We start from the raw sequence: 14,210 nt of genomic DNA, 5'->3' as shown, positions 1-14,210 counted from the left end.
TTGATGACTTCCAATTGACCGACTCTGGTGTTTCCTATGTCCCCGAACACCCGTTTCCCATGTCTCCGGTCTATACAGCGAAGCAAAGAAAAGTACCTCGCCCGCCGGGGCGAGACCCGGCTTGCAGCGTAAGCAATAACTCTGGCAGAAAAAGAAAAGGCACCCGAAGGTGCCCTTTCTGACGGCGAGTGAAGAGACTCAAGCTTGAGCAGAATCCTGCTCAAACGGCAGCTTCATGTCCCGCAGATCCTTGCGCGTCTCGACCAGGATCAGCGGACCCTCGTCAATCACCACCGGCGCCGGCCGCTCGCGCGGCACGTGCACCGGCTTAGGCTCGGCGGCAATGGCTGCCTGCACGGCGGCGATCTTGTCGGCGTCGGAGTTGACCCACTGCAGGCCGGCGGTGCTGGCGATCTGGTTCAGGTCGGACAGCGGCAGGCTATAGCCTTGCACGCGCGGCAGCGCGCGTGCGGTCGGGGCGGGGGCCGGCGCGGCCGGGGTAGCAGCGGTCCTGGCCGGAGCCGGTGCGCTGCGAACATCAGCTGCCGGTGCCGGTGTGCTCTCGCTGGCGGCGATCTCTTCAGGGGCGGCAGCCTCCTGGGCCGGACGTTCCTGGCGTTCACCGCGCTCACCGCGTTCGCCACGCTGGCGGTCACGACCGTAGCGGTCACGCGAGCGGCGCTCGCGCTGGCCGTTGCCCTCACCTTCGGGGCGGGCTTCGGCCATGGGTTGCGTGTCGGCACCGTTCAGGGCTTCGACGGGCAGCTGCTGCTCGACGTTGCCATCTTGCGGGCGGATGTCTTCCGCGGGGCGACGTTCGCCCTCGGGACGTGGGCCGCGCTCCTGGCGTTCACCACGCTCCTGGCGTTCGCCGCGTTCGCCATTGCGGCCACGCTGCTCCCCGTTGCGCGGGGCGCGCTCTTGACGCGGCTGTTGCTCACCGCCGGCCTCTGCGGTCTGGGGGGTGCGTTGCTCGGCGTCGCCGCGCTGACCCTGACGGTCGCCACGGTTACCACGTTCCTGGCGTTCGCCACGGGGCTGCTCACCGCGCTCGCCACGACCACGCTGTTCACCGTTGCGCGGGGCGCGCTCTTGACGCGGCTGTTGTTCACCGCCGGCTTCTGCGGTCTGGGGGGCGCGTTGCTCACCCTCACCGCGCTGGCCCTGGCGTTCGCCACGGTTGCCACCGCGTTGATCATTGCGGTCACCGCGTTCCTGGCGTTCACCACGCTCGCCACGGCCACCGCGGCCGCCACGGCCCCGGCCTTCACCGCGACCTTCGCTGCGGTTGCCGTCACGGCCGCCACGGCCTTCGCGCTTCTCTTCCTTCTTCTCGGCAGTCTTGACCGGCTCGGCGGCCGGCTTGCTGCCGCCGAACAGGTTTCTGAGCCAGCCGACAAAACCGGTGCTGGCCGGCTGTTCGGCCTTGCGCGCCACGGGCTTGGCGGCGGGCTGCGGCTCGGCCACCGGCTTCGGGGCCACGATCGGAGCCGGTGCATCGGGCAGCACGCCCTTGATGACCGGGGTCTGCTTGTTGGTCGGCTCCTGCGAGCGGCGGGTCACCGAGGTCGGGTCCTCGATCTCCTCGACCATCTGGTAGCTGGCTTCGATGTGGTCCAGACGCGGATCGTCGTGTTTGAGGCGCTCGAGCTTGTAGTTCGGCGTCTCCAGCGACTTGTTGGGCACCATCAGCACGTTGAGGCGCTGCTTGAGTTCGATCTTGGTGATCTCGTTGCGCTTCTCGTTGAGCAGGAAGGACGCCACGTCCACCGGCACTTGCACGTGCACGGCGGCGGTGTTGTCCTTCTGGGCTTCCTCCTGGATGATGCGCAGGATCTGCAGGGCCGAGCTCTCGGTGTCGCGGATGTGGCCGGAGCCGCCGCAACGCGGGCAGGGAATGGACGCACCCTCGGAGAGGGCCGGGCGCAGGCGCTGGCGGCTCATTTCCATCAGACCGAATTTGCTGATGGTGCCGAACTGGACGCGGGCGCGGTCCTGGCGCAGCGCGTCGCGCAGGCGGTTTTCCACTTCGCGGCGGTTCTTCGACTCTTCCATGTCGATGAAGTCGATCACGATCAGGCCGCCCAAGTCACGCAGACGCATCTGGCGGGCCACTTCGTCGGCGGCTTCCAGGTTGGTGCGGGTGGCGGTTTCCTCGATGTCGCTGCCCTTGATGGCGCGCGCCGAGTTGACGTCCACCGAGACCAGGGCTTCGGTGTGGTCGATCACGATGGCGCCGCCCGAGGGCAGGTTGACCGTACGGGCATAGGCCGACTCGATCTGGTGTTCGATCTGGAAGCGGCTGAACAACGGCGCGTTGTCGCGGTAGCGTTTCACGCGGGCGGCATGCTCGGGCATGACGTGCGCCATGAACTGCTGGGCCTGGTCGTACACGTCGTCGGTGTCGATCAGGATGTCGCCGATATCGTTGTTGAAGTAGTCGCGGATGGCGCGGATCACCAGGCTCGATTCCTGGTAGATCAGGTAGGCGCCCTTGCCGCCCTTGGCAGCGCCGTCAATCGCGGTCCACAGCTTGAGCAGGTAGTTCAGGTCCCACTGCAGTTCGGGCGCGGCGCGGCCGATGCCGGCGGTGCGCGCGATGATGGACATGCCGTTGGGGTACTCGAGCTGGTCGAGTGCTTCCTTCAGGTCGGCACGGTCGTCACCCTCGATGCGGCGGCTGACGCCACCGCCGCGCGGGTTGTTGGGCATGAGCACCACGTAACGACCGGCCAGGGAGACAAAGGTGGTCAGGGCCGCGCCCTTGTTGCCGCGTTCTTCCTTTTCCACCTGGACCAGCAGTTCCTGCCCTTCCTTGATGGCATCCTGGATGCGGGCCTGGCTGACCGAGACCCCCTGCTGGAAGTACTGGCGCGAGATTTCCTTGAAGGGCAGGAAACCGTGGCGGTCTTCGCCGTAGTCGACGAAGCAGGCTTCCAAGGAGGGCTCGACGCGCGTGACGACGGCCTTGTAGATGTTGCCCTTGCGCTGTTCGCGCCCTTCGACCTCGATTTCGTAGTCGAGGAGCTTTTGCCCGTCGACGATGGCCAGGCGGCGTTCTTCGGCCTGCGTGGCGTTGATCAGCATCCGTTTCATGGGATGGTTTCCTTTACATCAGTACACATGCCCTGTGCGGGCGCACGATGCCGGAACTGACGCTTCGAAACGGATGGAATTGCCGGAGAACCGCAGGCTCAGCTTGTGAGCCGCGGCATAGGCGCGTGGATGGGGGCGAGGGGAGGTGAGTGTGGGGCCACCACCAACTTGGTGGCCCAGGCTGCCCGCACTGCGGGCGCTGACGGCTGACCCGTGCCATGGATCAGCACGCGTACGCGCTGCAGGCACATGAGTATCAGGCTCATCAACACAAACATTTCGCTTAGATCCGGCTGCCAGCTTGTGGCTGGCAGCACTGGGTATTCCGTTCAGTGTTTCAAGGCGTCGGTTGCGCCTTCCACTGGGCAGGCCACGGCAAGCAGCTGGCTTGCGGTTTGCGTACCCGGTGGTCGGTGACATCGACCTTCCAGCGCGGCCGGTGGTGTCATGTGGACTAAACTCCAGACAAATCAACCACTTACAGCGCGTCGCTAGTGAAACACATTATAGGGGGCAAATCGGCCCCCGCCAGCCCTGAAGTGAAACAGGTCGAAGTCGACGAGGAATCGGCCGGCCAGCGCCTGGACAACTTCCTGCTGCGCCAGCTCAAGGGCGTGCCCAAGACCCATGTCTACCGCATCATCCGCAGTGGCGAAGTGAGGGTTAACAAAGGCCGGGCCTCAGCGGATACAAGGGTTCAGGCTGGTGATGTGGTGCGGGTGCCGCCGGTGCGGCTGTCCGAGCGGGCCACCGAAAAGGCTGAGGCCATGGCCGGGCTGGTGGCCAGGGGAGCACCGGCGCGCGAGTTCCCGGTGCTGTTCGAGGACGAGGCCGTGCTGGCCATCGACAAGCCAGCCGGCGTGGCCGTGCATGGCGGCTCGGGCGTGAGCTTCGGGGTGATCGAGCAATTGCGTATGGCCCGGCCCCAAGCCAAATTCCTGGAACTGGTGCACCGGCTGGACCGTGAGACCAGCGGCATCCTGTTGCTGGCCAAGAAGCGCAGCGCGCTCAAACACCTGCAGGACCAGTTTCGCGAGCGAGAAACGGGCAAGACCTACCTGGCCCTGGTGGTCGGCCAGTGGCCGCTGAACAAGAAGGTGCTGGACAAACCCCTGCACAAGTACCTGCTGGAGGATGGCGAGCGCCGCGTCAAGGTGGTGGCGCGCGACGACCCGGACGGCATGAAATCCGTCACCCTGGTCAAGGTGCGCAGTCGCTCGGCGGGCACACCCGGTTACAGCCTGCTGGAAGTGACCATCAAGACCGGCCGCACCCACCAGATCCGCGTGCATCTGGCGTCCGAAGGGCTGCCCATCGTGGGCGATGACAAATACGGTGATTTCGAACTCAACAAGGCGCTGCAGAAACCCGCAGCCGGCGAGGGGGCTGTGTCGCTCAAGCGCATGTTCCTGCACGCCTGGCGTTTACAGTTCAACCATCCGGCCAGCGAAGAGCGCATCGAACTGCTGGCCCCCCTGCCGCCTGAGCTGGAACAGTTCCTGGCCCAGGCCATTCCCGACAAGACTTGACGACCCCATGAGTTCCCGACCCAGACAATATGACCTGATTGCCTTCGACTGGGATGGCACGCTGTTCGATTCCACAGCCATCATCACGCGCTGCATCCAGAACGCGGTGCGCGACGTGGGCGGCACCGTGCCCAGCGACAAGGAAGCCGCCTATGTGATCGGCATGGGCCTGATGCAGGCGCTGGCGCATGCCGCGCCTGACGTGCCGGCCGACAAATACCCCCTGCTGGGCGAGCGCTACCGCTTCCACTACATCGCGCACCAGAACGACCTGAGCCTGTTTGCCGGCGTGCTCGAGCTGCTGGACGATCTGAAACAGCGTCACCACTGGCTGGCCGTGGCCACGGGCAAGAGCCGGCGCGGGCTGGACGAGGTGCTGCACACGGTGCAGCTCAAGGGCGTGTTCAACGGTTCGCGCACGGCCGACGAAACCGCCGGCAAGCCGCACCCGCGCATGCTGCAGGAACTGATGCGCGAGTTTGGTGTGGAGCCCGAACGCACCCTCATGATCGGCGATACCACGCATGACCTGCAGATGGCGCTCAATGCCGGCTGCCCCAGCGTGGGGGTGAGTTACGGCGCCCACGAGCCCGAAGCTTTCCATGCTCTGCAACCGCTGCACGTGGCGCATTCGGTGCGCGACCTGCACGACTGGTTGCTGCACAAGGCGTAAGGCCATGGAGGCCGAGGAACTGATCCCCCTGTGCAACTCGGCCGACCTGGTCGACGGCGGGCTGGGTGTGCCTTTTGATGTGGTCTATGGCGGCCAGACCTGCCGCGCCTTTGCCGTTCGTTATGCGGGCCGGGCGCAGGCCTACCTGAACCGCTGCACGCACGTGGCCATGGAGCTGGATTACCAGCCCAACCAATTTTTTGATCTCACCGGCCACTGGCTGATCTGCTCCACGCATGGCGCCCTCTATTCGCCCGAATCTGGTGCCTGCCGCGGCGGGCCCTGCCGTGGCGGGCTGGTCAAGATCGCCCTGACCGAGCAGGACGGTGTGGTGCAATGGCATACTGCCTACAACCTGAAACCTCTTGAGTTCTGACATGAGTGACAACTTTGGCGCCGAATCCGGCAGCTCCCGGCAGGAAACGGCCACGTCCGCGGCCCAGGCTCCGGGCTGGGAGCGCGCCGTCCTGGAAAAACTGGCCTTTGCCGCGCTGGAGGAACAGCGCGCGACACGGCGCTGGAAGATCATCAACCGTCTGACGACGCTGGGCGTACTGCTCTTGCTCATCTGGCTCATCTTTGGTCTGGGGCAGGGGGGGAGTGCCCCCAGCACGCGCCATACGGCCCTGGTGGAGATCCAGGGTGAGATTGCCTCGGACAGCGAGGCCAGTGCCGATCTGGTGGTGGCGGCGATCCGCAACGCCTTCGAGGACCACGGTGCCCAGGCCGTGGTGCTGCTGATCAACTCACCTGGTGGCAGTCCGGTGCAGGCCGGCATCATCAACGACGAGATCCGTCGTCTCAAGGCCAAGCACAACAAGCCGGTCTACGCGGTGGTGGAAGAGGCCTGCGCTTCGGCGGCTTACTACATCGCCGTGTCGGCCGACAAGATCTACGTGGACAAGGCCAGCATCGTGGGCAGCATCGGTGTGCTCATGGATGGCTTCGGCTTCACCGGCCTGATGGACAAGCTGGGCGTCGAGCGCCGCCTCATGACGGCCGGCGAGAACAAGGGCTTTCTCGACCCCTTCAGCCCGCAGACCGAGAAACAGCGCGCCTTTGCCCAGGCCATGCTGGACCAGATCCACAAACAGTTCATCGACGTGGTCAAGGCCGGGCGCGGCAAGCGCCTGAAAGAAACGCCCGATATGTTCAGCGGCCTGTTCTGGACCGGCCAGCAGGCCGTGGACCTGGGCCTGGCCGACCAGCTCGGCAACCTGGATTACGTGGCGCGCGAGGTGGTCAAGGCCGAGGAGATCGTCGATTACACGCGTCATCCGAACGTGGCCGAACGCCTGATCAAACGCTTTGGCGCGGCGATCGGAGAAGGTTCGGTCAAGGCCGTGCGCACGCAGCCGACCTGGCGCTGAGCCGCGAGCTCCGCATCAAGCCGGACGGCCGGAGCCCTGGCCTGCGGCCGCAGGGGGGAGTTGCTGATAGCCGTAGATCCGTTCCGGAGGCATGCGTGCGACCAGTGTCTTGTCGGCCACGGGACCGACGATGGCGTACGGCGCCTGGGAGGTGTCGCGCTGGACGGTGTGGACCGTCGGGTGGCCCTTGTCATCGGTGATGGATGCCACGATGGGGCATTTCACGCTGTCGGTGCGTCGCATCACGACCCCGATCTCTCCGCTGCTCAGTTTCACGACCTCGCCTGGCGGGTAGAGTCCGAACTCCTTGATGACGGCCGATGAGAGCGGGCCGCCATGGTCTTCACGGAACAGTTGCCGGGCTGCCTCTTGTATCGGTAAGGCAGCCCGCAGTTTGCGGGGGCTGATCTTGGAGGTGAAGACATCGGCGACACGCAAGGCGACAGCCAGGTCGGAGGGATCGGTCCTGCCATGCGGATAACCGTTGCCATCCGCATGTTCGTGGTGCTGGGCGATGGCCGTCAACCAGTCGCCATCGGTGACGCCAGCCGCGGTCAGCCACTGGACTGCCAGCTCCGGGTGTGCGTGGATCTGTACTTTCTGGCTTTCGCGCATGGGTTCATCCTGCTCGGCCATCACTCCCTGCAGTTGCAGGATGGGCATGTTCATGGTGAGGGCGGCATGTACCAGGCTCAGGATTCTGGCTTGCGGCCACTGCAGCCGGCGCGCCATCAGCAGGCAGAGAACGGACGCATGGATGGCGTGGTTGTAGCCGTAGTAATAGAGGTGCGCCGATTCCTGCCGGACCATGTGGTACAGGGCCATGTCCACGTCCTTGTCCACCAGCGTGATCAGCCGATTGGCAAAGTCGGCGATCTGGCCTGGTGAGGGGGACACCTCCGGCAGCTTGGCCATGAGCTGGTGCATCTCCTCGGCGCTCTGGTCCCAAAGGCTGAACAGATTTTCCGGGCGCTTCAGGGCGGAGATGTTGGTCCGTTCCTTTTCGGCCAGGTCCGCAAGGTGAGCGACAGCTCGGGCTTCCTCCATGTCGACGAATGCACCACGGCTCAGCAGGGCATCGAGCAGCTCCTCGCTCTCGACGATATGGCCTCGCGATAACAGGAGCCGGGTGCTCTCGTCACGGATATTCCATGGCAAGGGTTCCCCGAGCCTGACCTTCGAGCGGGGCAGTCGAAGCAGCTTCATGCCGGACCATTATGGGGACGATCCTCCCGGGCAACAAGCGGGGTTGCCCTGCGGTGGGGTCAGCGTCCGATGGCGTAGACCGCCGGCGTATCCTTGTCCGGCGCCAGCGGCTGCTGTTTCCAGTTCTTGACGGTGTTGCTGCGCAGCTGCGCGGTGGCCAGTGTCAGCCCGCTGGCCACCGCCAGGCGGGTGTTGTGCTGCAGGGTCTTGAGCAGGGCGTCCTGCAGCGCGGCGTTGCGGTAGGGCGTTTCGATGAAGAGCTGGGTCTGTCCGCTCTTGAGCGCCAGCGATTCCAGCTCGCGGATGCGCGTGGCGCGCTCGGTGGCGTCCTGCGGCAGGTAACCGACGAAGGCAAAGTTCTGGCCTGACAGGCCGCTGGCGGCCAGCGCCAGCAGCAGCGAGACCGGTCCCACCAGTGGCACCACCGTGATGCCGAGCTCGTGCGCGGCCCGTACCACCGAAGAACCCGGATCCGCCACGGCCGGCATGCCGGCTTCACTCAGCAGCCCCAGGTCCTGGCCAGCCAGCGCCGGGGCCAGCAGCGGCCTGGCATCGAAGCCCGTGCTGCCGTGGTCGCCTTTTTTGTGCACTTCGCGCGGCAACTCCTGGAGGTCCAGCGCCTGGAGCGGGTTCACCAGGGGCTGCAGTTCACCCACGCGTTTGAGATAGGCGCGGGCGCTCTTGGCGTTCTCGCAGATCCAGTGCTGCAGCCGTGCCGCCACGACCAGGGTGCCGGCAGGCAGCACCTCAGTCAGTGGGGTCTGGGTGCTGCAGCCGAAGTCCAGCGGTGCGGGCACCAGATAGAGTTTTCCGGGCGTGGTCATGCGATGCCTAGTAGGGACAAGCCAGCCGCGCGCAGCAGGCGGGCCGTGCGGATCAACGGCAAGCCGACCAGCGCGGTCGGGTCGTCGCTTTCGATGGTGTCGAGCAGGGCGATGCCCAAGCCCTCGCTTTTGGCGCTGCCGGCGCAGTCGTAGGGCGTTTCGGCACGCAGATAGTTTTCGATTTCCGCGTCCGTCAGGTCGCGAAAGCGCACGCGCACCGGTGCCAGCTCGACCTGTTCGAAACCCGTTTCGACGCAGACTACGGCCACGGCGGTCTGGAAGATCACCGTGCGGCCGCGCATGCGGCGCAGCTGGGCCACGGCGCGTTCGTGCGTGCCGGGTTTGCCCAGAGGGTCACCGCCCAGGTCGGCGACCTGGTCCGAGCCGATCACCACGGCCGACGGCTGGCGTGCGGCCACCGCTCGCGCCTTGGCCAGGGCCAGACGCAGGGCCAGATCACGCGGGTGTTCGCCGGGCAGGGGGGTTTCGTCGACTTCGGGTGAGACCACCTCAAAAGGCAGGCGCAGGCGTTGCAGCAGTTCGCGCCGATAGGCCGAGGTGGAGCCGAGGATCAGGGGGCGGGGGGCGGGGGCGCTCATGCGTCGATTCTCTTACACTGCCGACATGACCCAAGAGTTTCAAACCCGCCGCCTGGATATCAAGGCCTTTGCGCAAGCCGGTGCTGTCCTGTCCGACCAGGATTTGCTATCAAAATATGAGCGATTGCTTGCGGAAACGGGTGGCGTGGGCGCCGAGCGCCTGGTGCGCTGGGATGCCCGGGGCGAGCAGCGCATCGACGCCAGCGGTTTCGCCCAGATCTGGCTGCACCTGCGCGCCCAGGTCACCCTGCCGCTGACCTGCCAGCGCTGCCTGGGTCCGGCCGACATCGAGCTTGCGGTGGTCCGCGATTTCCGTTTTGTGGCGAACGAAGAGCAGGCCCAGGCCGAGGATGAGGAGGCCGAAGAGGACGTGCTGGCCTTGGCCCGCGAGTTCAATCTCCAGGAGTTGATCGAGGACGAACTGCTCATGGAGATGCCCGTGGTGCCGCGTCATGAGGTTTGCCCGACCGAGGTCAAGCTGGTGGTCCAGGACGCGGATTTCGAGGCGGCCCAGGCTGAAAAGCCCAATCCCTTTGCCGCCCTGGCGGGGCTCAAGGGTGGCTAGTCCAGCTGACGAGCTGGCCCGGTTTGTGAAACTGGCCTGAAATCAACAAGTTAGGCTATAATTCAAGGCTTCGCACAGACCCAACCTGTGCCGATCTGTCCAACCCTTGAACAACCCTTGCCGTGCGCCTGTCGCGCGGCCTGATTACCAGGAGCCAATCATGGCAGTCCAGCAAAACAAAAAGTCGCCCTCCAAGCGCGGCATGCACCGTTCGCACAACGCCCTGAACGTGCCCGGCATCGCCGTCGAGCCGACCACGGGTGAGACCCACCTGCGCCACCACATCAGCCCCAACGGCTTTTACCGTGGCCGCAAGGTGCTGAAGACCAAATCCGAAGCCTGATCACCTCAGGTTCTGCAGGGCCCGACGCTACACAACAGGTAGCTCGGGCCTTTGTCTTGATGCCGATCTTCTTTCGGTTCCTCTCGCGCCTGATTGCGTAGCTTGCCCATGATCACCATTGCTGTGGACTGCATGGGGGGCGATCACGGCCCCCGCGTCACGCTCGCGGCGTGCCGCAATTTCCTTGACCGTCATCCGGATGCCGAGTTGCTCCTGGTCGGCCTGCCCGACCGCCTGAGTGACGCCACCTATGCGCGCGCGCGCATTGTTCCTGCCAGTGAGGTGGTGGGCATGGACGATCCGATCGAGGTTGCCCTGCGCCGCAAGAAGGATTCCTCCATGCGTGTGGCCATCGAGCAGGTCAAGGCCGGCGCGGCCCAGGCTGCCGTCTCGGCTGGCAACACGGGGGCCCTGATGGCGATCGCCCGTTACGTGCTCAAGACGATGGAAGGTATCGACCGCCCGGCTATTGCCACCCAGCTGCCCAACGCGGCCGGCGGGGCCTCCACGGTGCTGGATCTTGGGGCCAATGTGGATTGCACGGCGGAGCACCTGCTGCAGTTTGCCGTCATGGGCTCGGCCCTGGTGTCGGTGCTGCGCGATGATCCGAACCCCTCGGTCGGCTTGCTCAATATCGGTGAAGAAGTCATTAAAGGCAGCGAAGTCATCAAAAAAGCCGGTGAATTACTTAGATCTGCTGCCAATTCTGGCGATCTTAATTTCTACGGCAATGTGGAGGGCAACGATATCTTCAAGGGAACGACGGATATCGTGGTCTGCGATGGTTTTGTCGGCAATGTGGCCCTGAAGGCGAGTGAGGGCTTGGCCTCGATGATTGGCGGCTTCCTGAAGCAGGGGTTTTCTAGCAATATTTTCACGAAAATTGCGGCTATTGTTGCCTATCCTGTTTTGTCTTCCCTTAAAAAGAAGATGGACTACCGTCGTTACAACGGAGCTGCCTTGCTGGGCTTGCGAGGGCTGGTGTTCAAAAGCCACGGATCGGCCGACGAGCTGGCTTTTGAGCATGCCCTGAACCGCGCGTATGATGCAGCCCGGAACAAGCTACTGGAGCGGGTCCAGGCCCGTATCGCGCATGCCGCTCCGCTGCTGGCTGGTGTGGCCGCGGCAGAGTAGCCAGGACGGACCCGCCGGGCCCGTAGGCCGAATTTCAAGCAGAACAACCCATGAGTCGTTATTCCCGTATCACCGGTACCGGCAGTTTCCTGCCGCCCAAGCGCCTGAGCAATGCCGATCTGGTGGCCCAGCTGGCTGCCGATGGCATCGAAAGCTCGGATGAGTGGATCGTCGAGCGCACCGGTATCCGAGCCCGTCACTTCGCCGAAGCCGGCGTGACCAGCAGCGATCTGGGGGCCGAAGCCGCGCGCCGTGCGCTGGATGCGGCCGGCGTGGCCGCCAAGGATATTGACCTGATCATCGTGGCGACCTCGACGCCGGATATGGTGTTCCCGTCCGCAGCGTGCATCCTGCAGAACAAGATCGGCGCCAACGGCTGCCCGGCCTTCGACGTGCAGGCGGTCTGCAGCGGCTTTGTCTATGCGCTGACCGTGGCCGATGCCATGATCAAGAGCGGCGCGGCGAGCCGGGCGCTGGTGGTGGGGGCCGAGGTCTTTTCTCGCATCATCGATTTCAAGGACCGCACCACCTGCGTGCTGTTCGGTGATGGCGCCGGTGCGGTGGTACTGGAGGCGTCGGAGGAGCCGGGCCTGCTGGCCAGTGATTTGCACGCCGATGGTAAGCATGTCGACATCCTGTGCACCCCGGGACATGTCTGTGGTGGCATCGTGCTGGGCGACCCGCTGCTCAAGATGGATGGCCAGGCGGTCTTCAAACTGGCTGTGGGGGTGCTCGAAGAGACGGCCCGCGCGGTGCTGGCCAAGGCCGGCAAGCAGGAAAGCGATATCGACTGGCTGATCCCGCACCAGGCCAATATCCGCATCATGACGGGCACGGCCAAGAAGCTGAAGCTGCCGATGGACAAGGTCATCGTTACCGTGGACCAGCATGGCAACACGTCGGCCGCCTCGATCCCGCTGGCGCTTGACGCCGGCGTGCGCAGTGGCCGCGTCAAGCCGGGCAACCTGGTCATGCTCGAAGGTGTCGGCGGTGGCTTTACCTGGGGCGCCGTCCTGCTGAAAATGTAGGCAGGGGCGCCGTACCGGGCGCCTTCACTCCAATACACAACACCAAGCAACAAGATGAAACCGTTTGCCTTTGTCTTTCCGGGCCAGGGGTCGCAGTCGGTCGGCATGCTCGACGCCTGGGGCGACCATCCAGAAGTGCGCGAAGCGCTGCAGGAAGCCTCCGATGCCTTGGGTGAAAACCTGGGGCAGCTGATCAAGGACGGCCCCAAGGAAGCCCTGGCGCTGACCACCAATACCCAGCCCGTGATGCTGGTGGCTGGCGTTGCCGCCTACCGTGTCTGGATGAGCGAGACCGGCGTTGCGCCGGCCGCTGTGGCGGGCCATTCCCTGGGCGAGTATTCGGCCATGGTGGCCGCCGGTGTGCTGACGCTGTCGCAGGCCGTGCCGCTGGTGCGTTTTCGCGCCCAGGCCATGCAGGAGGCCGTGCCGGTGGGCACCGGTGCCATGGCCGCCATCCTCGGGATGGAGGCGGCCAAGGTGATCGCTGGCTGCGCCGAGGTGGTGCAGTCCTTCGGTCCGAACTCGAACGAAGTGGTCGAAGCCGTGAATTTCAACGATCCGGCCCAGACCGTGATCGCCGGCTCCAAGGCGGCCGTCGAGAAGGCCTGTGAAGTCCTCAAGGCCAACGGTGCCAAGCGCGCCCTGCCGCTGCCGGTGTCGGCGCCCTTTCACTCCAGCCTGATGAAACCGGCCGCCGAGAAGTTGCGCGAGCGTCTGGAGGATGTGGCGCTGGGCGAGCCGCAGATCACCCTGATCAACAACATCGACGTGACCGTCGAGGTCGATGCCGACCGGATCCGCGACGCCCTTTATCGCCAGGCCTTCGGGCCGGTACGCTGGGTGGAGTGCGTGCAGGCCGTCAAGGCGCATGGCATCGCCCACATCGTGGAATGCGGCCCCGGCAAGGTACTGGCGGGCATGGTCAAGCGCATCGACCCCGATCTGACGGGCTGGCCGCTGTTTGATCCTGCCACGCTGGCTGAAGTGAAAGGACAACTCGCATGAGCGACATGAAATTCGATGGCCAGGTGGCCCTGGTCACCGGCGCTTCGCGCGGCATTGGCGCGGCCATTGCGTACGAACTGGCCCACCAGGGCCTCAAGGTCATAGGCACCGCCACCAGCGACGAGGGGGCCGCCAAGATCAGCGCTGCCCTGGCCGCCTTCAACGGCTGCAAGGGCATCAAGCTCAACGTCAACGACGCGGCAGGCTGCGATGCCGCCATCGATGCCATCGTCAAGGAGCAGGGCGCCCTGCATGTGCTGGTCAACAACGCCGGCATCACGCGTGACAACCTGGCCATGCGCATGAAGGATGGCGAGTGGGACGAGGTGCTGGACACCAACCTCAAGGCCGTGTTCCGCATGAGTCGGGCCGTGATGCGCACCATGATGAAGCAGCGTTACGGCCGCATCATCAGCATCACCTCGGTCGTCGGCGCCTCGGGCAATCCGGGCCAGGCCAACTACGCGGCGGCCAAGGCTGGCGTGGCTGGCATGACGCGTGCCTTGGCGAGAGAGCTCGGTACGCGCAACATCACGGTGAACTGTGTGGCGCCGGGTTTCATCGAGACCGACATGACGGCCCATCTGCCCGAAGATCAGCAGAAGGCCCTGCTGGGGCAGATCCCGCTGGGGCACCTGGGCAAGCCGGCGGACATTGCGCACGCCGTGGCCTACCTGGCCTCGCCGCATGCCGCTTACGTGACGGGGCAGGAACTGCACGTCAACGGCGGCATGTACATGTAACGAGACAAGAATCAAGCCGATTTATCCGTACGGCAGCAGCCCGGGAAAACCCTTTTCCCGGGCCAGCTAAAATCACGGATTCATTTACAACCCTC

14 protein-coding genes are annotated in these 14,210 nt (G+C 64.9%); 10 read left to right on the top strand and 4 right to left on the bottom strand.

Translation table 11 applies throughout. The annotated features are described in order from the left end of the window. Nucleotides 1-198: 198 nt before the first annotated feature. Entirely contained in the window at nucleotides 199-3,096 is a 2,898-nt protein-coding gene (locus AC1RRP_RS18485; protein WP_493038813.1) for an Rne/Rng family ribonuclease, read from the bottom strand. Between the two features lie 494 nt (nucleotides 3,097-3,590). Here AC1RRP_RS18485 and AC1RRP_RS18480 point away from each other — a divergent pair, with 494 nt between their 5' ends. From AC1RRP_RS18480 to AC1RRP_RS18465, 4 genes are read left to right on the top strand one after another with little or no spacing between them, the layout of a single operon-like run. Further along, entirely contained in the window at nucleotides 3,591-4,625 is a 1,035-nt protein-coding gene (locus AC1RRP_RS18480; protein ID WP_493038811.1) for an RluA family pseudouridine synthase, read from the top strand. 7 nt (nucleotides 4,626-4,632) lie between these two features. Next, entirely contained in the window at nucleotides 4,633-5,298 is a 666-nt protein-coding gene (locus AC1RRP_RS18475; protein WP_493038809.1) for an HAD family hydrolase, read from the top strand. A 4-nt stretch (nucleotides 5,299-5,302) separates the two neighbouring features. Then, nucleotides 5,303-5,674 carry a Rieske (2Fe-2S) protein gene (locus tag AC1RRP_RS18470; protein WP_493038807.1) on the top strand — a complete coding sequence of 124 codons (372 nt, stop codon included), beginning with the start codon at nucleotides 5,303-5,305 and terminating at the stop codon, nucleotides 5,672-5,674. Nucleotide 5,675: 1 nt separating this feature from the next. Continuing rightward, the gene (locus AC1RRP_RS18465; protein WP_493038805.1) at nucleotides 5,676-6,668 is read left to right on the top strand and encodes a S49 family peptidase; all 993 of its coding nucleotides are present in this window, start codon (nucleotides 5,676-5,678) and stop codon (nucleotides 6,666-6,668) included. Between the two features lie 15 nt (nucleotides 6,669-6,683). Here AC1RRP_RS18465 and AC1RRP_RS18460 read toward each other — a convergent pair whose 3' ends face one another. The 3 genes from AC1RRP_RS18460 to AC1RRP_RS18450 are packed head-to-tail and all read right to left on the bottom strand — an operon-like array spanning nucleotide 6,684 to nucleotide 9,297. Continuing rightward, on the bottom strand, nucleotides 6,684-7,874 hold the full coding sequence (locus AC1RRP_RS18460; protein ID WP_493038803.1) for an HD-GYP domain-containing protein: 1,191 nt from the start codon (nucleotides 7,872-7,874) through the stop codon (nucleotides 6,684-6,686). A gap of 59 nt (nucleotides 7,875-7,933) precedes the next feature. Next, nucleotides 7,934-8,698 carry an SAM-dependent methyltransferase gene (locus AC1RRP_RS18455; RefSeq protein WP_493038801.1) on the bottom strand — a complete coding sequence of 255 codons (765 nt, stop codon included), beginning with the start codon at nucleotides 8,696-8,698 and terminating at the stop codon, nucleotides 7,934-7,936. Further along, the gene (locus tag AC1RRP_RS18450) at nucleotides 8,695-9,297 is read right to left on the bottom strand and encodes a Maf family nucleotide pyrophosphatase (protein WP_493038799.1); all 603 of its coding nucleotides are present in this window, start codon (nucleotides 9,295-9,297) and stop codon (nucleotides 8,695-8,697) included. The genes AC1RRP_RS18455 and AC1RRP_RS18450 overlap by 4 nt, the downstream gene beginning before the upstream one ends. 25 nt (nucleotides 9,298-9,322) lie before the next feature. On the opposite strand from AC1RRP_RS18450, the gene AC1RRP_RS18445 reads away from it, so the two are divergent. From AC1RRP_RS18445 to fabG, 6 genes are all read left to right on the top strand, one after another. Further along, complete coding sequence (locus AC1RRP_RS18445; protein ID WP_493038797.1) at nucleotides 9,323-9,862, top strand: YceD family protein; 540 nt, start codon at nucleotides 9,323-9,325, stop codon at nucleotides 9,860-9,862. A gap of 160 nt (nucleotides 9,863-10,022) precedes the next feature. Beyond that, nucleotides 10,023-10,205 carry a 50S ribosomal protein L32 gene (rpmF, locus tag AC1RRP_RS18440; RefSeq protein ID WP_057676887.1) on the top strand — a complete coding sequence of 61 codons (183 nt, stop codon included), beginning with the start codon at nucleotides 10,023-10,025 and terminating at the stop codon, nucleotides 10,203-10,205. Nucleotides 10,206-10,313: 108 nt separating this feature from the next. Beyond that, nucleotides 10,314-11,339, top strand: coding sequence for a phosphate acyltransferase PlsX (gene plsX, locus AC1RRP_RS18435; protein WP_493038794.1), 1,026 nt, complete (start codon nucleotides 10,314-10,316; stop codon nucleotides 11,337-11,339). Between the two features lie 50 nt (nucleotides 11,340-11,389). Then, nucleotides 11,390-12,367, top strand: coding sequence for a beta-ketoacyl-ACP synthase III (locus AC1RRP_RS18430; RefSeq protein ID WP_493038792.1), 978 nt, complete (start codon nucleotides 11,390-11,392; stop codon nucleotides 12,365-12,367). Between the two features lie 54 nt (nucleotides 12,368-12,421). Beyond that, the gene (gene fabD / locus AC1RRP_RS18425; RefSeq protein ID WP_493038790.1) at nucleotides 12,422-13,372 is read left to right on the top strand and encodes an ACP S-malonyltransferase; all 951 of its coding nucleotides are present in this window, start codon (nucleotides 12,422-12,424) and stop codon (nucleotides 13,370-13,372) included. Then, nucleotides 13,369-14,115: a 3-oxoacyl-ACP reductase FabG gene (gene fabG / locus AC1RRP_RS18420; protein ID WP_493038788.1), complete on the top strand. Its 747-nt coding sequence runs from the start codon at nucleotides 13,369-13,371 to the stop codon at nucleotides 14,113-14,115. Before fabD ends, fabG begins: the two co-directional genes overlap by 4 nt. The last annotated feature ends 95 nt before the right edge of the window (nucleotides 14,116-14,210 follow it).

The organism is Hylemonella sp. GW821-FHT12C09 (assembly GCF_058807395.1).
Note: the sequence above shows the minus strand (reverse complement) of the source record. Positions and strands in the feature narration are given on the sequence as shown.